The sequence below is a fragment of the Allomuricauda sp. NFXS6 genome (assembly GCF_040148835.1).
Classification (GTDB): Bacteria; Bacteroidota; Bacteroidia; order Flavobacteriales; family Flavobacteriaceae; genus Flagellimonas.
The window spans coordinates 167,725-186,640 of record NZ_JAGEMG010000004.1 but is presented as its reverse complement, the minus strand read 5'-3'; the positions used below and the strand labels follow the sequence as shown (position 1 = coordinate 186,640).

General features: G+C 42.1%; 23 protein-coding genes and 1 pseudogene. 19 read left to right on the top strand and 5 right to left on the bottom strand.

What is annotated here, in order from left to right; genetic code table 11:
* The first annotated feature begins 19 nt into the window (after positions 1-19).
* From J4E06_RS08030 to J4E06_RS07950, 17 genes are all read left to right on the top strand, one after another.
* The gene (locus tag J4E06_RS08030; protein WP_349523514.1) at positions 20-445 is read left to right on the top strand and encodes a bactofilin family protein; all 426 of its coding nucleotides are present in this window, start codon (positions 20-22) and stop codon (positions 443-445) included.
* Positions 423-653 carry an AtpZ/AtpI family protein gene (locus J4E06_RS08025; RefSeq protein WP_349523513.1) on the top strand — a complete coding sequence of 77 codons (231 nt, stop codon included), beginning with the start codon at positions 423-425 and terminating at the stop codon, positions 651-653. The genes J4E06_RS08030 and J4E06_RS08025 overlap by 23 nt, the downstream gene beginning before the upstream one ends.
* Positions 650-1,039 carry a DUF6168 family protein gene (locus tag J4E06_RS08020; RefSeq protein WP_349523512.1) on the top strand — a complete coding sequence of 130 codons (390 nt, stop codon included), beginning with the start codon at positions 650-652 and terminating at the stop codon, positions 1,037-1,039. The genes J4E06_RS08025 and J4E06_RS08020 overlap by 4 nt, the downstream gene beginning before the upstream one ends.
* 118 nt (positions 1,040-1,157) lie before the next feature.
* Positions 1,158-2,297 (top strand): F0F1 ATP synthase subunit A, encoded by a 1,140-nt coding sequence (gene atpB, locus J4E06_RS08015; protein WP_349523511.1) that lies wholly within the window; start codon positions 1,158-1,160, stop codon positions 2,295-2,297.
* 31 nt (positions 2,298-2,328) lie between these two features.
* Complete coding sequence (atpE, locus tag J4E06_RS08010; protein WP_053970734.1) at positions 2,329-2,520, top strand: ATP synthase F0 subunit C; 192 nt, start codon at positions 2,329-2,331, stop codon at positions 2,518-2,520.
* Between the two features lie 93 nt (positions 2,521-2,613).
* Entirely contained in the window at positions 2,614-3,114 is a 501-nt protein-coding gene (locus tag J4E06_RS08005) for a F0F1 ATP synthase subunit B (protein ID WP_349523510.1), read from the top strand.
* Between the two features lie 6 nt (positions 3,115-3,120).
* Entirely contained in the window at positions 3,121-3,660 is a 540-nt protein-coding gene (gene atpH / locus J4E06_RS08000) for an ATP synthase F1 subunit delta (RefSeq protein WP_349523509.1), read from the top strand.
* 2 nt (positions 3,661-3,662) lie between these two features.
* Positions 3,663-5,243, top strand: coding sequence for a F0F1 ATP synthase subunit alpha (atpA, locus tag J4E06_RS07995; protein ID WP_349523508.1), 1,581 nt, complete (start codon positions 3,663-3,665; stop codon positions 5,241-5,243).
* A gap of 19 nt (positions 5,244-5,262) precedes the next feature.
* Positions 5,263-5,601 (top strand): four helix bundle protein, encoded by a 339-nt coding sequence (locus J4E06_RS07990; protein ID WP_349523507.1) that lies wholly within the window; start codon positions 5,263-5,265, stop codon positions 5,599-5,601.
* Positions 5,602-5,631: 30 nt separating this feature from the next.
* Positions 5,632-6,492 carry an ATP synthase F1 subunit gamma gene (atpG, locus tag J4E06_RS07985; protein WP_349523506.1) on the top strand — a complete coding sequence of 287 codons (861 nt, stop codon included), beginning with the start codon at positions 5,632-5,634 and terminating at the stop codon, positions 6,490-6,492.
* A gap of 139 nt (positions 6,493-6,631) precedes the next feature.
* On the top strand, positions 6,632-8,095 hold the full coding sequence (locus J4E06_RS07980; RefSeq protein WP_349523505.1) for a lipopolysaccharide biosynthesis protein: 1,464 nt from the start codon (positions 6,632-6,634) through the stop codon (positions 8,093-8,095).
* A complete protein-coding gene (gene dut / locus J4E06_RS07975; RefSeq protein WP_349523504.1) occupies positions 8,085-8,519 on the top strand; it encodes a dUTP diphosphatase in 435 nt (144 codons plus the stop codon). The genes J4E06_RS07980 and dut overlap by 11 nt, the downstream gene beginning before the upstream one ends.
* Positions 8,520-8,606: 87 nt before the next feature.
* On the top strand, positions 8,607-9,623 hold the full coding sequence (locus J4E06_RS07970) for a sugar phosphate nucleotidyltransferase (protein WP_349523503.1): 1,017 nt from the start codon (positions 8,607-8,609) through the stop codon (positions 9,621-9,623).
* Between the two features lie 45 nt (positions 9,624-9,668).
* Positions 9,669-10,586, top strand: a complete 918-nt coding sequence (locus J4E06_RS07965; protein ID WP_349523502.1) for a tetratricopeptide repeat protein — start codon at positions 9,669-9,671, stop codon at positions 10,584-10,586.
* Complete coding sequence (gene lolB1, locus J4E06_RS07960; RefSeq protein WP_502877343.1) at positions 10,586-11,365, top strand: lipoprotein insertase outer membrane protein LolB1; 780 nt, start codon at positions 10,586-10,588, stop codon at positions 11,363-11,365. The genes J4E06_RS07965 and lolB1 overlap by 1 nt, the downstream gene beginning before the upstream one ends.
* A gap of 1 nt (position 11,366) precedes the next feature.
* Positions 11,367-12,593, top strand: a complete 1,227-nt coding sequence (locus J4E06_RS07955; protein ID WP_349523500.1) for a murein hydrolase activator EnvC family protein — start codon at positions 11,367-11,369, stop codon at positions 12,591-12,593.
* Between the two features lie 4 nt (positions 12,594-12,597).
* Positions 12,598-13,434: an aldo/keto reductase gene (locus J4E06_RS07950; RefSeq protein WP_349523499.1), complete on the top strand. Its 837-nt coding sequence runs from the start codon at positions 12,598-12,600 to the stop codon at positions 13,432-13,434.
* Positions 13,435-13,488: 54 nt separating this feature from the next.
* Here J4E06_RS07950 and J4E06_RS07945 read toward each other — a convergent pair whose 3' ends face one another.
* From J4E06_RS07945 to J4E06_RS07930, 4 genes are all read right to left on the bottom strand, one after another.
* Entirely contained in the window at positions 13,489-13,791 is a 303-nt protein-coding gene (locus J4E06_RS07945; RefSeq protein ID WP_349523498.1) for a type II toxin-antitoxin system RelE/ParE family toxin, read from the bottom strand.
* Complete coding sequence (locus J4E06_RS07940) at positions 13,776-14,009, bottom strand: hypothetical protein (RefSeq protein ID WP_349523497.1); 234 nt, start codon at positions 14,007-14,009, stop codon at positions 13,776-13,778. The genes J4E06_RS07945 and J4E06_RS07940 overlap by 16 nt, the downstream gene beginning before the upstream one ends.
* 77 nt (positions 14,010-14,086) lie before the next feature.
* Positions 14,087-14,599 (bottom strand): acyl-CoA thioesterase, encoded by a 513-nt coding sequence (locus tag J4E06_RS07935; RefSeq protein WP_349523496.1) that lies wholly within the window; start codon positions 14,597-14,599, stop codon positions 14,087-14,089.
* 60 nt (positions 14,600-14,659) lie between these two features.
* Positions 14,660-15,604 carry an HU domain-containing protein gene (locus J4E06_RS07930; RefSeq protein WP_349523495.1) on the bottom strand — a complete coding sequence of 315 codons (945 nt, stop codon included), beginning with the start codon at positions 15,602-15,604 and terminating at the stop codon, positions 14,660-14,662.
* Positions 15,605-15,709: 105 nt separating this feature from the next.
* Here J4E06_RS07930 and dprA point away from each other — a divergent pair.
* Both dprA and J4E06_RS07920 read left to right on the top strand, forming a co-directional pair.
* Positions 15,710-16,815 (top strand): annotated as a pseudogene (gene dprA, locus J4E06_RS07925) (DNA-processing protein DprA).
* A gap of 323 nt (positions 16,816-17,138) precedes the next feature.
* A complete protein-coding gene (locus J4E06_RS07920) occupies positions 17,139-17,444 on the top strand; it encodes a GIY-YIG nuclease family protein (RefSeq protein ID WP_349523494.1) in 306 nt (101 codons plus the stop codon).
* A gap of 426 nt (positions 17,445-17,870) precedes the next feature.
* On the opposite strand, the gene trpS is transcribed toward J4E06_RS07920, so the two are convergent.
* Positions 17,871-18,839 (bottom strand): tryptophan--tRNA ligase, encoded by a 969-nt coding sequence (trpS, locus tag J4E06_RS07915; protein WP_349523493.1) that lies wholly within the window; start codon positions 18,837-18,839, stop codon positions 17,871-17,873.
* Between the last annotated feature and the right edge of the window lie 77 nt (positions 18,840-18,916).

Here is an 18,916-nt window from a genome sequence, read left to right as displayed (position 1 = left end):
CCCAAAATCCTAGAACACAATGTTTTCTGACAACAAAAAACCCCGACCTATGAATGAATTTGGCGGACAGCCCAACAGAATTGAAAAGAACACTAAAATTAAGGGCGACATCACCTCCGAAGCCGATTTTAGGATAGATGGTAAGTTGGAGGGAAATGTAACTACTTCCGGTAAGGTGGTCATTGGAAAAGATGGCTATATTAACGGAAAGGTGGAATGTGTGAATGCAGATATCGAAGGCAGGTTCAATGGGGAGCTTATGGTGAAGGATTTACTTTCCCTAAAATCCTCTGCAACCATTGAAGGCACCGTAAGCGTGGCCAAATTGGCCGTGGAGCCCGGGGCAACCTTTAATGCCGCCTGTACCATGGGCAAAGCAGCTGCATCGGCATCCGCACCAAAAATGCAGTCGACAAAGAAAGATGAGCCAGCAAAAGCCTCCTAATAAATATAAAAAAACGATTAATACAGCCGCCCGTTTGTCTGGTTCTGCCATTCAAATGGGTGTTGTTATTTATTTGGGTGTGTGGGGTGGAAAGTGGCTCGACGGCCATTTTGAGACCGAAAAAGTGTTCTTGCCCCTCTGTACAATAGCGGCCGTTGCGATTTCCATATATTTGGTGATTCAACAACTGAAAAAAATTAACGATTGAAAATCAGGTATTACCCGATTCTTTTTATTTTAATCCTATTTGTAGGATTATTTGTGTTTTTCTTTTCCCAATCGTGGTTTTTGAAAAACAATGGTCATGACCCTTCTTCTTTACAACTTGCAAAGAGCTATTTGCTCAACGCGATAATGGCCTTGATCGTTTTTTTTGCCATATACATCTTTAGGAACAAATACCGGGATTTGCTAGGTTTCTTTTTTTTGGGAGGCAGTCTTTTAAAATTTACGCTTTTCTTCATTTTTCTATACCCTGCCTTTAATCAAGACGGTGCATTGGAACGTTTAGAGTTCCTTGCGTTTTTTGTGCCGTACGGATTTGCACTTGTCCTGGAAACCTTCTTTTTGGTGAAACTGCTTAATACTGTGTAACAAAGCGGTGAAATCAACCCGAAAAAGCAAAGAATAAAATAATACCTAAAAAAGCTTTTTTCTTTTGAAGGAGGAATGTATTTTTGCACCAATTTTTGAGGACCCATAGTTGGATCATATGCGATATTCTTTTTTAAGTAAAAAATTAGTTGCCGTAATTTTTTTGATTGCGGGATTTGTATCGGCCCAAAACCATGAGGGAGAAGAAGTTGAAACCGGTGCCCACGATTTAAAGACCCAGATTAAGGAATACATCGACCACCACCTTCTGGATTCTCATGACTTCAACCTTTATTCTTATACAACAGATGACGGAGAGCATAAATATATTGGATTTCCACTTCCTGTTATTCTTTGGGACAATGGACTAAAGGTATTTTTATCTTCAGAATTTGAACATGGGGAATCGGTGGCCGAAGTAGATGGGAATTACTACACACTTTATCACAACAAAATATACAAGACGGATGCCGAAGGAACCATCAATTTTGGCGGACATCATGGCGAAGAAACCCATACTGAAGATGCTTTTGGGGAGAATTTGGTGGTGGATGACGCACATCCAACCAACGAAAAGCCTTTGGATTTTTCCATTACGAAGAATGTGGTCTTCATCATGGCTGTGGCCCTTTTGATGTTCTTGGTATTTCGTTCCATGGCCAAGAGGTACCAAAAAAGTACCATGCCACGAGGTTTGGGGAGGTTCTTGGAGCCTTTGGTGCTTTTTGTTCGTGACGAAATCGCCATTCCTAACATCGGTGAGCATAAATATAAAAAGTACATGAGCTATTTGCTTACGGTGTTCTTCTTTGTGTGGGTCATTAACCTTTTGGGATTAACACCACTTGGTGTGAATGTGACCAACAACATTGCCGTTACCTTTGCCTTGGCCATGATTACCTATTTAATTACAACATTTACAGGGAACAAAAACTACTGGAAGCACATCTTTTGGATGCCAGGCGTACCTGTCCCCATGAAAATTATATTGGCACCCATCGAATTGTTGGGAACATTCATCAAGCCATTTTCATTGATGATTCGTTTGTACGCCAACATTACTGCGGGTCACGTAGTATTAATGAGTATTATCGGGTTGATGTTCATATTTAAGAACTGGATAGGAAGCCCATTGTCCTTTTTGTTGGCCTTTGCACTTTCTTTATTGGAATTGTTGGTGGCCGCATTACAGGCATATATTTTTACCATGCTGTCTGCCCTGTATTTTGGAATGGCGGTAGAGGAAGATCATCATTAAGTAGAACGTTTAATATTTAAATTCATATATCATGACAATTCCAAACATCGTAGGTGCTGGTTTGATCGTAATCGGAGCAGGATTGGGTATCGGTAGAATCGGTGGTCAGGCAATGGAAGCCATTGCTCGTCAACCAGAAGCTTCTGGTAAGATCCAAACTGCTATGCTTATTGCAGCAGCCCTTATTGAAGGTATCGGTTTCGCCGCTCTTTTTGCAGCGTAGTCGTAACAGTATTGATGAAGGCCATAGCGGTTGGCTATGGCCCTTCATTGATTTAAAATGATATAGTTTAAAAGAATTAATATTTTAAGATAAATGGAAAAGTTAATCGAACAGTTTTCCTTCGGGTTGTTTTTCTGGCAATTGTTGCTCTTTGTGGCCCTTTTGTTCTTGTTGAGAAAATACGCATGGAAGCCAATTCTTGGTGCTGTTGAAAAGCGAGAAGAGGGTATTAAGGATGCCCTTGATGCCGCTGAAGCCGCAAAAAAGGAGATGCAGAACGTTACGGCGGACAGTGAAAGACTCTTAAAAGAGGCCAGGACCGAGAGAGACGCCTTGTTGAAAGAAGCCAGGGAAATCAAAGAAAGCATTATTTCCGAAGCCAAAGAGCAAGCTCAGGTAGAAGGGGACAAGATAATCAAGCAAGCCCAAGCCGCCATTGAGGGTGAAAGGAAAGCCGCTGTTGCCGATATCAAGGCACAAGTAGCCAATCTATCCATTGAAATTGCTGAAAAGGTAATCAAAGAAGAATTGTCCCAAAAAGGAAAGCAACAAAAGTTGGTCGAGGACATGTTGGAAGATATTAAACTGAACTAATAGACCATGAACCAAAACAGGGCGGCCATACGCTACGCAAAAGCAACCTTGGATTTCGCAGTCGAAAAGAAAGCGGCAGAGGCCGTTGAAAAAGATATGCGGGAGATTGCTGCTACTATTTCTGGGAGTGAGGAGCTTCAGCATCTTTTGGAAAGCCCCATCATCAAATCAGAAGTGAAAAAGAACAGTTTGTTGGAAATCTTTAAAGATGCCAGCGAAATCACAAAAGGTCTTCTTCAAACATTGCTAAGCAACAAGAGAATAGCTATGTTACAGGAAGTGGCTTTCAAATACATTATTCTTCACGAAAAATTGAAAGGCGAAGAGGTAGCTTACGTGACCACTGCCGTTCCATTGACTTCCGATTTGGAGAAGAAAATTTTGGATACGGTGACCAAGGCAACCGGAAACAAGGTTACCCTGGAGAATAAAATCGATGAGAACATCATTGGAGGATTTGTGCTAAGGGTAGGAGACACCCGATACGATGCAAGCATCGCAAACAAATTGAACGGATTAAAAAGAGAATTTACAAATAGTCTATAAAAATGGCAGGAGTAAAAGCCGCTGAGGTATCAGCAATTTTGAAAAAACAGTTATCAGGTTACGAAGCATCCGCTTCTTTGGATGAAGTAGGTACCGTATTACAAGTAGGTGATGGTATTGCCCGTGTATATGGACTTGCCAATGCCCAATACGGGGAGTTGGTGGAGTTCGATGGTGGTATGCAAGGTATCGTTCTTAACTTGGAAGAAGACAACGTAGGAGTTGTATTGTTGGGCCAGTCCAGAGAGATTGTGGAAGGTACCACTGTTAAAAGAACCGAGCGTATTGCTTCCATCAACGTTGGTGAAGGAATTGTTGGCCGTGTGGTGGACACCCTGGGAAAACCTATCGACGGTAAAGGACCTATTTCCGGGGAAACCTACGAAATGCCTTTGGAACGTAAAGCTCCTGGTGTAATTTTTAGACAACCTGTAGATGAACCTATGCAAACAGGAATCAAGGCGATTGATGCCATGATTCCAGTAGGTCGTGGACAAAGGGAGTTGGTAATCGGTGATAAGCAAACCGGTAAGACCACCGTTTGTATCGATACCATCCTTAACCAAAAAGAATTTTACGATGCCGGTGAACCTGTATATTGTATTTATGTTGCCATAGGTCAAAAAGCATCTACGGTAGCCGCCATCGCCAATACGTTGGAAGAAAAAGGTGCATTGGCCTATACGACCATTGTGGCCGCCAACGCATCCGACCCTGCCCCTATGCAGGTATATGCTCCGTTTGCCGGTGCAGCTATCGGAGAATATTTCAGGGATACAGGGCGTCCAGCCTTGATTATCTACGATGATTTATCAAAACAAGCCGTAGCCTACCGTGAGGTATCCTTGTTGTTGAGAAGACCTCCAGGACGTGAAGCATACCCTGGTGACGTTTTCTTCTTGCACTCAAGATTGTTGGAGCGTGCCGCTAAGGTAATTGCAGATGATGATATTGCCAAGACCATGAACGACCTTCCAGAGGTATTGAAACCAATGGTAAAAGGTGGAGGTTCGTTGACGGCTCTACCGATTATCGAGACACAGGCGGGTGACGTTTCCGCTTATATCCCGACCAACGTAATTTCCATTACCGATGGTCAGATATTTTTGGAGCAAGACTTGTTCAACCAAGGGGTTCGTCCTGCGATCAACGTAGGTATATCCGTATCACGTGTGGGGGGTAATGCCCAGATCAAGTCCATGAAAAAAGTGGCAGGTACCTTGAAATTGGACCAGGCCCAGTTCCGTGAATTGGAAGCCTTTGCCAAGTTCGGTTCCGATTTGGATGCCGCCACCTTGAACGTTATTGAAAAAGGACGTAGAAACGTGGAGATCTTGAAACAAGGTCAGAACGATCCATTTACCGTGGAAGATCAGGTGGCCATCATTTTTGCAGGTTCCAAGAACTTGTTGCGAAATGTTCCTGTGGACAAGGTAAAAGAGTTTGAAAAAGATTACTTGGAGTTCTTGAACGCCAAGCACAGAGATGTTTTGGACACTCTTAAAGCCGGTAAATTGACCGATGAAGTTATCGACACATTGACTGCTGTTTGTAAAGATCTTTCAAGTAAATATAAAGGTTAGGAGTTCAGAGTGATGAGTTATGGGAAAGCTTGAAACTAGTCCTGTAAGAATTAAAAGTTTCGAGTTTGCTTGTAGGATTGTTCATTACTGTGATGAATTAAAGCATAAAAAAGATTTTGAGATAGCCTCTCAATTGTTGAAAAGTGGCACCAGTATCGGTGCAAACACTAGGGAAGCACAAAGAGGGGTTAGCACAAAGGATTTTAAAAATAAATTTGGGATAGCCCTAAAAGAAGCTGATGAAACAAAGTATTGGCTTGAGATTTTAGAAGTGACGGGCAGAGAAGTTCCCAAAGATTTGATGGATAGGTGTGAAGAGTTAATAAGAATCATTGTGGCAATAGTCAAAAACTCTTAACTCAACACTCATAACCCATAATTTAAAACAATGGCGAATCTAAAGGAAATACGTAACAGGATATCATCCATCTCATCAACGATGCAGATTACCAGTGCCATGAAAATGGTTTCTGCTGCAAAGTTGAAAAAGGCACAGGATGCTATTACGGCTATGCGTCCCTATTCGGACAAGCTTACCGAGCTTTTGCAAGGGCTTAGTGCCAGTTTGGAGGGAGACGGAGGAAGCGAGTACGCTGACAAAAGACCCGTGAACAAAGTTTTGGTTGTTGCCATCACTTCTAATAGAGGTCTTTGTGGCGGGTTCAACTCCAATATCATCAAGCAGAGCAACAATTTGGTGACCAACAAGTATCCTGGTAAACAAGTTGATTTCTATACCATTGGTAAAAAAGGAAACGACATTCTTCGTAAAAAGCATACGATTTTAGGTGATCAAAGCAGGGTTTACGATGACTTGACCTTTGACAATGTTGCCGAAATCGCGGAACTTTTGATGCGATTGTTCACCAAAGGGGATTACGACAAAATCGAGTTGGTGTACAACAAGTTCAAGAATGCCGCTACGCAAATTGTGATGACCGAACAGTTTTTGCCCATCGTTGGCGCAGAAGGAGAGGAAGCCATTGCAGCGGATTATATTTTTGAGCCGTCCAAAGAGGAAATCGTTAAGGAATTGATTCCTAAATCCTTGAAAACACAATTGTTCAAAGCCCTTAGGGATTCCTTTGCCAGTGAGCACGGTGCGCGTATGACGGCGATGCACAAAGCAACCGATAATGCCGCCGAACTTAGAGATGAGTTGAAATTGACCTATAACAAAGCACGTCAAGCTGCAATTACCAACGAAATCTTGGAAATTGTTGGTGGAGCGGAAGCGTTGAACAATTAAGGTTACATACTTTCATAAGATTAAATGGCCACCACATCGGTGGCCTTTTTGTTTTTCTTAGGATAATAAGGTTTAGGTAATAATGGCTTTTGCGTAACTTGTAGCCACCTAATCAAGGTTTTTAAAGAAGCAACACCTATTGAATCCACTAAAAAGGCTTTTTAAACAAACATTTATCTATGGTTTGGCCACGGTATTACCGCGGGTGCTCTCTTTTCTATTGGTGCCCTTGTACACATCGGTAATGAACCCCGAAACCTATGGTGAGATATCAGTAATCTTCTCCTGGTTTGCCATTTTTAATGTGGTGCTTGCATACGGTATGGAAACGGCTTTTTTCCGTTTTTTCAATAAGTATTCGGATAAAGAGAACGTGATTTCAACTTCGTTGATTTCATTACTGGTATCCTCCTTAATCTTTTTTGTAGTATCACTGATTTTCAAAGAAACTTTTGCTTCGCTAATAGATGTTCAGGAGTCCCTGATGCTCTACATCATAATGATTCTGGTTTTGGACGCATTGGCCATTGTACCATTTGCTTGGTTGAGAGCAATGGAAAGACCGCTTCGATATTCCATTGTAAAGGTGACGAGTGTGGCAATGAATTTACTATTGAACATCTTTTTCTTGACCGTATTACCGGAATTGGCTGACAAGGGGCCGTCGTTTTGGGCAGAAATCTACAAAGAAAATTTTCAGATTGAATATGTCTTTATTGCCAATGTGATTTCCAGTGGAATTGCCTTATTGTGGGTGTGTGGAATCTATTTTGATAGTAAATATAGTTTTGACGAGCGATTGTTGAAGCAAATGCTCAAATATTCCCTACCTATAATGGTAGCCGGACTTGCATTTACAGTAAACGAGGTTTTTGACCGTATTCTCTTAGATCGGTTGTTGCCAGAAGATATTGCCAAGGCAGAAATCGGAAAATATTCCGCCTGCTACAAGTTGGCGGTATTTATGACGCTGTTCGGCACCGCCTTTCGATTGGGGGTTGAACCTTTCTTTTTTAGTCACGCAAACACCGATAACCCAAAGAAAGCCTACGCCCAGATTACCAACTATTTTGTGATTATGGGAAGTCTAATCTTTTTGGGCGTGATGGTGTTTATTGATCCTTTGAAAAAATTATTGGTTCGGGATGCCGCTTTTTGGGAAGCTTTGGACGTAGTTCCCATCATACTTTTGGCAAGCTTCTGTTTGGGCATCTACCACAACCTGTCCGTATGGTACAAGGTAACGGACCGAACCAGGTTCGGGGCTTATATTTCATCTGTAGGAGCCATCATTACCTTGGCCATCAACATAAGCCTAATTCCAAAAATTGGTTATATGGCATCGGCCTGGGCCACTTTAGCAGCTTATGGTAGTATGATGATCTTGTCCTACTACTTTGGAAAGAAATACTACCCCATACCCTACAATATGCGAAAGATAGTCTTCTACCTATCCGTATCCCTGGTATTTTCAATACTTTCGTTCTATGTTTTTAATAGAAATTTAATAGCCGGTAGCATACTGTTTTTGTTATTTTTGGGGTTAATATATAAGATGGAAGGAGATAAATTACGAAGCATATTAATAAGACGTGAAGATTAAGATCATTAACAAATCGGGCCATAAGTTGCCGCATTACGAAACCCTTGCCTCGGCAGGCATGGATTTAAGGGCAAATCTAGAATCGCCTATCACTTTAAAACCTTTGGAAAGGGCCATTGTGCCAACAGGACTTTTTATGGAACTACCTGTAGGTTACGAAGCGCAAGTAAGACCACGCAGTGGATTGGCGGCCAAAAAGGGCATAACCGTTTTAAATGCTCCAGGGACTATTGATGCCGATTACCGCGGGAATGTAGGGGTCATTTTGGCGAACCTGTCCAATGAGGATTTTACGGTGGAAAACGGGGAGCGCATCGCCCAAATGGTAATCGCCAAGCATGAGCGTGCCGAGTGGGAAGAAGTCGAAACCCTTTCGGATACCATTAGGGGTGCAGGCGGATTTGGAAGTACCGGAACTAATTGAAAGAAGGAATGTCAGGTCGAGCGTAGTCGAGACCTTTTTTAAATAGAGTATAACCTTAAAAAGATACCCGCCTCCGCGGGCATTTATATGAAAATAATAGTTCCAATGGCGGGAAGAGGATCCCGTTTAAGACCACACACATTAACAGTTCCAAAACCATTGATTCCCGTTGCCGGCAAACCTATTGTGCACCGTTTGGTAAGCGATATTGCCAAGGTATTGGGAGAACCTATTGACGAAGTTGCCTTTATTTTGGGCGACCCCGCCTTTTTTGGTGATGATATAGTGGAAAGCTTAATGGAATTGGCCGATGAACTAGGAGCCAAAGCTTCCATTTACAGACAGGACAAACCGCTTGGCACGGGACATGCCATCATGAGCGCCAAAGAATCCTTGAGCGGCCCCGCGGTAATTGCTTATGCCGATACCTTGATTCGTGCCGACTTTGATTTGGACAAATCTGCAGATAGCGTTATATGGGTGAAACAAGTGGAGCGCCCAGAGGCCTACGGAGTGGTAAAGCTAAATGGAAACAAGGAAATCGTTGAGTTGGTTGAAAAACCACAAGAATTCGTTTCTGACTTAGCTGTAATCGGGATTTACTATTTCAAAGATGTTGGAGTCCTTAAAAATGAACTACAGCATGTACTGGACAATGATATAACCCATGGTGGCGAATATCAAATCAATGATGGCATTAAACGAATGATGCAAAAGGGCATGAAATTTGTACCAGGTAAAGTGGATGAGTGGATGGATTGTGGCAATAAAAATGTTACAGTGGAAACCAATCAGCGCATGTTGGGATTTTTGGAAAAAGAGGGTGAAAATATGATGGCCGACTCTGTACAACAGGAAAATGCGAATATTGTGGAACCCTGTTTCATCGGAGAGAACGTGGTACTCAAAAACACTACTGTTGGACCTTTTGTTTCGGTTGGTGCAAACACCGTAATAGAAAACTCAACTATAAAAAATAGCCTCATCCAGAGCGACAGTAAAATAAGCAATGCGAATTTGGACAATGCAATGATTGGCAACCACGTTGTTTATAATGGTAATTTTGAGACCATTAGTATTGGAGATTATTCCGTTTTGGAATAACTTTAGAAGAGATTTTTGGTTTGATGGGGGCTTAGGGATGTTAATATGAAAAGGAAACTTCTTGTTTGGACGGTTTTGGGAGCATCAATGGTGATGCATTACAGTACCTATGCCCAAGAAGAACAGGAAAGTGCCGAGGTCTACCTCGAAGAATATACCGATGAGTTTCAAGAAAATTTCTTTGAAGCCTTAAAACAAAAAGGTATCCAGAATTACGATAGGGCGGTGGATTTGCTGCTTAAATGCAAGCAATTGGAACCTGAGAATAGTGTGGTGGACTACGAACTGGCCAAAGCCTATATGCTCGATAAAAAATATGTGCAGGCACAAGATTATGCTATTGACGCACTACTATCGGAACCAACCGATTATTGGTATTTGGATAATTTACTTACCATATTGCATAAGCAAGGAAGTCCGGTTGAAACCGTAAAGCAACGCATACCATACGAGAACAAAAAGCTTCAGCAGAATATGGCCGTCTCTTTGTTCAAAATGAAGAAATATGACGAAGCCTCAAAAGTGCTGGATGATTTGGAAAATTCCCAACTAAAATCGGAATTGAACAGAAAAATAAATGATTCGCTACAAAAGGATAAGAAACCTGAAATAGCCCCTGTGGTTCAAAAAGAGGAGAGCCAGAATGACCCATTTGCCCAATTAAAGGCGCAAATGGAGGGATTCATAGCAGCAGCTGACTACAAATCACTGTTGGATGGATCTCGGGAAGCGCTGGATTCCTATCCATTACAACCTTTTTTTTATTACGCTTACGGAACAGCTTTGAACAACACAGGAAATCCGAACAAGGGCATAGCGGTTTTAGAAAGCGGACTCGATTATCTACTGGATAATGAAAATTTGAAGAATAAAATATACAAGCAGCTTTACGAAGGGTATTCCAAGATTGGGAACCCCCAAAAGGCAAATGAATATTTGAACAAGATCAATTCAGGATTATAATGCACTTACATAAAAATATTAATACAATTACCGTGATGATCGCGTTGCTTCTCACCCTTGGGGCTTGCAAGAGTACCAAGTCCGTTACAGGGGGGGAGGTGGACTCTAAATTATCAGCAAAGAATATAATCAATGCCCATTACTCCAATCAGCCTAAATTTAAAACCCTAAGGGGCAGGGTCAAAATCGATTATGCCAATGGCGACGATTCCCAGGGCGTAAACGTAAGCCTCCGTATGGAAAAGGACAAGGTGATTTGGATGAGTGCACCCTTAGGTGTGGTCAAAGCCCATATTACCCCCAATAAGGTTTCCTTTTATAACAAACTTCAAAACGAATATTTTGATGGCGACTTCAGTTACTTGAGCGAATTGCTCGGGACCGAACTTGATTTTGAAAAAGTACAAAACCTGATTCTTGGAAACGCCGTTTTGGATTTACGAAAAGAAAAGTTCAATACGGAAGTGTATAATGGTAATTATCAATTAAAGCCAAAAAATGCGCAGGAGTTCTTTAAAATTCTGTTCCAACTGGAACCGAAAAACTTTAAAATAGCGTCTCAGGAAATATCCCAACCAGAAAAAGCAAGACAGCTCCAGGCTAGATATACCTATCAGGATATTTCTGGAAATGTGTTGCCTGAAGATGTAAAGATTACAGCCGAGGAAGCAGGAGGTTTGACTACCATAGATTTGAATTTTCGTAATTTGGAACTCAACAAACCTATTAGTTTTCCTTATGAAGTACCCAGAGGATACAATAAAATTACATTAAAGTAATATGGACGGTAAAGTTGCATATTATGCTTATTTTCTGATGGTTATATTGTTCACTTCAGTTGAATCCCATGCTCAAACAAGTGAACAGAAAGTGTTGGAGGCCAAACGGGAACGGTTACAACAAGAAATCAAGGAAATCAACAGATTGCTCTTTGCTGAACGGAAGGAAAAGGGTTCTGTTTTGGACCAAATGGAAGCCTTGGACAATAAAATCAATGTCCGACAAGAGCTGATACGAGTCACCAACCAGCAGTCCAATTTGCTAAACAGACAGATTAATGTCAACATCCGAAACATTAGTAAGCTTCGGGAGGATTTAAAAATATTAAAGGAGGATTATGCCGAATTAATTCAAAAAACCTATCAAAATAAATCCCAAAACAGCCGATTGATGTTTCTGTTGTCTGCGGAAAATTTCTTTCAGGCGTTTAAAAGGCTTCAGTATATGCAGCAATATGCGAAGCATCGGAAAAAGCAGGGTGAGGGCATCGTCAAAAAAACCGAAGAACTAAAAACTTTGAATCAAGACTTGGTTCGCCAGCGTAAAGAAAAGGATCAATTGATTGCAGAGAATCAAAGGGCAAAGGAGGAACTTTCCAAAGAAATCGAATCGCAACGAAGCCTTCTAACGAGCATCAAACAAAATGAGGCGAAATACACCGCGGCTATCGCAGAAAAGCAGAAAGAGGCCCGTAAAATTGATCGTGAGATAGAAAGAATGATCAAAAGTGCCATAGCCAGCTCCAACAAAAGCTCGGGCAAGTCCATGAGCAGTGCAACTTTTTCGTTGACTCCCGAGGCCAAATTATTGGCCGACAATTTCTCTTCCAACAAAGGAAGACTTATTTGGCCCGTGGAAAAAGGGGTGAAAAGCCAAGGATATGGGGTGTACGCGGACAAATTATATCCTGGCATAAAACACCGAAACAACGGAGTTACCATAACTACGGATGCTGGGAGCAAAGCTAGGGCCATTTTCGAAGGGGAAGTCATAGCCATTTTATCCGTTCCGGGCGGAAATAAAGGGGTGCAAATAAAACACGGTAATTACATCAGTACGTACTATAATTTGTCCAATCTGTACGTAAAAAAAGGGGACAGGGTCGCGGTCAAAGATGTTTTGGGCGAGATTAATACCAATCGGTTGGACGGCACCACCAAATTGAAGTTTTATCTTTATAAGGACTCCAATCGCCTGAACCCCGAAGATTGGATATATCAACTCTAACATTATGAAGAAAATAACAGATTTACAAGGCTCCTTTGCATTGCACAATGGGGTCCAGATGCCCTATTTTGGATTGGGTGTTTATCAATCCGAAGATGGAAGCGAAGTGATCAACGCGGTAAAAGCGGCATTGAACCACGGCTACAGACATATTGATACCGCTGCAATTTATGATAACGAAGAAGGAGTTGGCACGGGAATTCGTGAAAGCGACGTGGACCGAAAGGATGTTTTTTTAACCAGTAAGGTTTGGAACTCCGACCAGGGATACGATGCCACGCTAAAAGCCTTTGATGCCAGTTTGAAACGCTTGGAAACCGATTATCTGGACTTGTATCTGGTGCATTGGCCCAAAGGAGAACTATCCAAAGAAACCTGGAAGGCTCTCGAAAAGTTGTACAAGGAGAAAAGAGTGCGAGCTATAGGCGTGAGCAATTTTTTACAACATCATTTAGAAGACTTATTGACTTCGGCGGAGATTGTACCTATGGTGAACCAAATGGAGTTTCATCCTTATTTGGTGCAGCAGGATTTGATTGATTTCTGCAATAGCAAAGGAATCCAATACGAGGCGTGGTCCCCGCTGATGCAGGGCAATATCTTTGATTTGGACATTATGAAGGATATGGCATCAAAATACAATAAGACCATCGCCCAGATTGTTTTGCGATGGGACCTTCAAAAAGGAGTGGTCACCATACCAAAATCATCCAAAAAAGAACGCATCGTTGCGAATTCCGACCTTTTCGATTTTGAATTATCGGAAGAAGATGTTGAATTGCTCGATGGATTGGAAAAGGGCAAGCGGTTTGGGCCGGACCCAGACAATTTTGGCTTTTAATTTCTTACAATTGGCAGTCTCTTAGGATGGTTTTTGCCACGGGATTTTTCCAAATTAGAATGCCAAAGGCTCTTTTCTGGCATACCTGACCCTCAAAATATAGACTGTATTTTCCTCAATAAGATAGGAGATTCGATATCGGTGTTTCTCATACGCCCTGACATTTCCAGTATTGTTGTGCTTTAGCGTATCTACTTTATAGATTTCCGGATTGGTTGCCAATATAGCGGTGGAAACATAGATTTCTGTAATGATCCTTGACGAAGTTTCAATGGATTTTGATTCTTCCAGCAGAGATAAAAAGGCCTGGTTCAAGTCAGCTTCAGCCTTGTGTGTCCAGATTATTTTTCTGCCCATTTTTTGATGTGCTCTCCCATTTCCTCATGAGAGTATAGCTCCCCCTTCTCTATTTGGGCAATGGATTCGTCCAATTCTTTGTTATATTGCTCCAAACTGATGCGTTCGTCGTCATCGTCATTGTAGTTGTCGGCCATGGCTTTCACGAGTCTCAAGAACCTATGGTCGGCCTTCTTGACGTATTCCAGTACACTTTGTCTTAAATCCAGGGTTGCCATACTGTTTTTGTATTTGTTATAGTAAAGGTACGATTTTCATTCCACAGCTATCGTGTTCATTGCATAGTGGCAGATTCCTAAGAAGTAAACAGCGCCTTGAGTTCCGTGGCGTTTTCGGGCTTCATTTTTCCCGCAAGCACCAAACTCAACTGTTTTCTGCGAAGAGCAGCGGCATAACGCTCCTTTTCTAAATTGGTTTCAGGCTCCAGCGGCGGTACTTCCGTGGGTTTTCCGGTATCATCTACAGCAACAAAGGTATAAATGGCCTCATTGGCCTTGGTACGCTCCCCGGTAAAGCGGTCCTCTATCCAAACATCGATAAATATTTCCATCGAAGTATTAAAAGCCCTAGAAACCGCTGCTTCCACGGTTACAACACTACCAAGCGGTACGGCACTATTAAAAGCTACGTGGTTTACCGAAGCGGTCACCGTAATTCTTCGGCTGTGTCTACGTGCAGCAATGCTGGCGGCTCGGTCCATACGAGCCAATAGTTCCCCACCAAAAAGATTGTTGAGGGGGTTGGTTTCACTGGGCAACACCAAATCGGTCATTACCGTGCGGGATTCACTAGGAGTTTTAGCGCGCATACCTTAAATTTTGCGCAAAGATATTGAAGTGTGGAATGCTTTTAAAGGAAAGCGGAACTATTATTTCTCGGAAAGCATCCACGCATCCCTTGAATCTTCGACTTTTACCTTTCTCAAAAAGGCAAGTGCTTCCTTGGGGTCGTCAAAACTATCGTAGGCCACTTGGTGCAGCCCATATTTGTTTACACCCAGGTAAAATGCATTATACCCCTTGTCTTGGAGTTGGGTCACTTTCTTGTCGGCGTTTTCCTCTTCACGGAAAGCACCTGCGATCACGTGGTGCTTGCCCAATTGTTTTTTGGTCACCTTAATGTTGATGGCAGGCAATTCCAATGGAGCGCTTTCAAAAAAAGTAGCTTCTTGGATTAAGCGCGAAACCTCTTGCTGGGCATCTTGCCGGGCTGCCACCTCCTTTTGTTGAAGGTCACCATAGGTACGATAAGAAGTTACTCCTAAAGAAACGGCCAATAAAAAAACAGCGGCATACTTTAACCAAGGTCTAAACGAAGATTGCTCTCTTTTTTCAGGGGTGATGATAAACGGAATGCGTTCTTCCAGTTCTTCCACCTCTTCTTTGATTATCTCGCGCTGAATGGGCGTTGCAGCAAAGGAGGAAAGACCGAAGGATGATGTCAGAAAGTTGATTTTTTCTTCAGGTTGGAACTGTATACGTTGCTCGCTATTGTGCCAAAGTTTACCAATCCCATAAAGTTCGATACTTTCACCTTGAGCCAGTCTATCTTTCCAATTTTGGGCAATATTTTCAACTTCCTGAAGTATATCTTCATACCCCAAATTCTTTTCTTTGGAAATATGGGAAACCAATAAGCCGTCATTCTTGGAAAGCTGGGCATTAAAAGAAATTGCCTTGCTCGGTGGCAATAAAGTATTGGTGGCCCTATCAATTTCTGCGGATTTCCCATGTGCTAAAAAAGCACCAAAACCAGGCACTACGACACAGTTATAATCGAACAAGAGTTTTTCTATGTATGAATCAATCCGCATAAGCACAAATATTGCAAAAAAAGGGACAGTACAAAATATGCCGGATAACTTTTTATTAACATTTGAAAAGCTGTATTTTGTGGACAACTTTGACGCCCAAATCAAATGACTGAACCTGAAATTATTGCGGCTTTACGGCTGCAAAATATTCCCAATATCGGGGATGTGACGGCAAAAAATTAATTGCCCATTGCGGATGTCCAACAGCTGTTTTTGAGGACAAACTGCACCATCTTTTAAAAATTGACGGTATTGGTAAGATGACGTTGAAGGGCTTGTTCGACCCCGTTCATCTTGCCGAGGCCCAAAAAGAGTTTGAGTTTTTGTCCAAAGAGGACATTACCATCTCCTATTTTATGGATGATGACTATCCCTCCCGTTTAAAGCATTGCTTGGATGGCCCTATTTTATTGTTCCAGCGGGGCAACATCGACCTAGAACATCAAAAAATCATCAGTGTCGTCGGTACAAGGAACGTAACCAACTACGGAACTTCGTTTTGTAATCAATTTATAAAAGAATTGGCCCCATTAAACCCTGTTATAGTAAGTGGATTGGCCTACGGGGTAGATATTGCCATTCAAAAGGCCGCGATGGACCACGGATTGCAGACCATTGCCTGTATGGCACACGGGCTTAATCAAATTTATCCGAAGGTACACGAAAAATACCGACACAAAATAGAAGAGAACGGCGGTTTTATGACCGAGTTTTGGAGCACTAGCCAACCCAACCGCGAGAATTTCCTCAAACGCAACCGTATTATTGCTGGAATCAGTGAAGCGACCATCGTAATCGAGTCGGCAGAAAAAGGCGGCAGTCTGGTCACTGCAGATTTGGCCCACGGATATCATCGTGAAGTGTTTGCTGTTCCAGGTAGGGCTACTGATAAATGGAGCAAGGGCTGTAACGACCTCATCAAGTTTCAAAAGGCACATTTATTGATCTCCGCAGCAGAGCTGATTTACTTGTTGGGATGGGAGATTGAGGAGAAAAAGCGGGAAAAAACGGTACAAAAACAGCTGTTCGTCGAGTTGGATGAAACAGAACAGTCAATCTACTCGTACCTGCGGTTGAACGGCAAACAATTACTGGATACCGTGGCTTTAGAGTGTAATTTGCCAATTTTTAAGGCTTCTTCCACTTTGCTGAACATGGAAATGAAGGGCGTTATCCGTCCACTGCCCGGTAAAATGTTCGAGGCGGTGTAGGTTCAGTTGGCAGTGGTTCAATAGGCAGTAGGCAGTAAAGGCTTGTTGCGGCGTCATTTCGAACTGTCAGCCTGAGTGTCGCCCTGAGCTTGTCCAAGGGCAAGTCGAAGGCGATTTGGATTATTGGATTGTTCGATTCTTGGATGGTAAGGATAATGGGTAAAGGATATCTGGTCCCTGAGCGTAGCGAAGTATCTCAACAACACAATTAATCTAGGGATTCTTCATCTTCGTGTTACTCAGATTCAGAATGACACCCGTTGCACTGCATATGTTAAATGTCATACTGAGCGTAGCGAAGTATCTGGAATTAAATTAAATAAATGATGGATAAGTATTTTGTCTACATTTTGACGAATAAAAACAAAACCGTTTTATATACTGGTGTAACGAATAATTTGACCAAAAGATTAGTTGAGCATAATGACAACATTGAGCAAGGAAAGAAGACCTTTGCAGCAAAATATCGGTGCAAGCACTTGCTTTACAATGAAGAATATGACTGGATACAAGAAGCTATTGCACGTGAAATGGAAATTAAAGGCTGGGTTAGGGCTAAAAAACTAAACTTGACAAAGTCCGTTAACCCAAACTTGGATTTTTTAGAAGATGGATTTCTTTTTACATGAATTGTCATACTGAACGAAGTGAAGTATGTAAAGAAAATGGTCAAGGAAGATTCTTCGGTTCCGTAAACTCCACCTCAGAATGACAGCAGCGGTACTGTATAAGCGAAACGTCATACTGAGTATAGCGAAGTGTCCTGAATGTTGTCGTTAGTCCAGAGATTCTTCATTTTCGCTTTGCTCTGATTCAGAGTGACAAGATGTTACTTATCCATTAAATTGTACAACTAAACGAATTGAAGCATCTGAAAACCACCTTTCATCGAGACGGATGATAACAGAACAGTCACTCTGTTTTTGGGTGTAGTTTAACGGGAACTTGCCACAACAAATCGGGAGTTGGATAGTGTTTAACACAAAATCCAGCGTTTTTATTCACTGAGCTAATCTTAAGATAACAGGTTATTGCCCCCGATTTCCGATAAAAAGCTAGTAACCCAACTTTTCACGAACGCGCCCCAATACATTATCGGCCACTTTACGCGCTTTTTCTGCACCAAATGCCAAAGCTTCGTCCACTTCGTTTTTATGGTTCATATAGTATTCGAATTTTTCCCGAGGCTCTTCAAATTTTTTCAAAATGAGATCGTACAATGCTTGCTTGGCGTGCCCGTAACCGTAATTTCCTGCCAAGTAGTTGGCACTCATTTCTTCAATCTGTTCAGGAGAAGCCAAAAGTTTGTACAAGGCAAATACATTATCCTTGCTTGGGTCTTTCGGCTCTTCCATCGGTGTGCTGTCCGTAACAATACCCATGATCTGTTTGCGCAGTTTTTTATCCGTTTGGAACAAATTGATGAGGTTGCCACGGCTTTTGCTCATTTTTTCACCATCGGTTCCTGGTACGTACATGGTTTGCTCGTGCACTTTGGCTTCGGGCATCACAAAAGTTTCGCCCATTTGGTTGTGAAAGCGGGAGGCTACATCACGCGTCATTTCCAAATGCTGTAGCTGATCTTTTCCCACGGGAACAATATCCGCATCATACAACAATATATCGGCGGCCATAAGCATAGGATAGCTGAACAAGCCTGCGTTAACATCTTCCAGCCTATCGGCCTTATCCTTAAAGGAGTGGGCCAATGTAAGTCGTTGGTAAGGAAAAAAGCAGCTCAGGTACCAGGCCAATTCTGCGGTCTGTGGAATGTCGCTCTGTCTATAAAAAACGGTTTTTTCAATATCAAGGCCAAAGGCGAGCCAAGCGGCTGCAATGGCGTAAGTATTGTTCCGTAGCAGCTCCCCATTTTTGATTTGGGTAAGCGAGTGCATATCGGCAATAAAGAGAAAGGAATCGTTCTTTGGGTCCTCTGCCATTTCTATGGCAGGTGCAATTGCTCCCAATATATTTCCCAAGTGTGGGGTTCCTGTACTTTGTATTCCGGTCAGAATTCGGGCCATGCTAAATTTTTGCTCGTAAAAGTAAGCATCCCGCACTTATAAAAAAAGAGACTTGTTTTCTTAAAGAAAAGATGTCT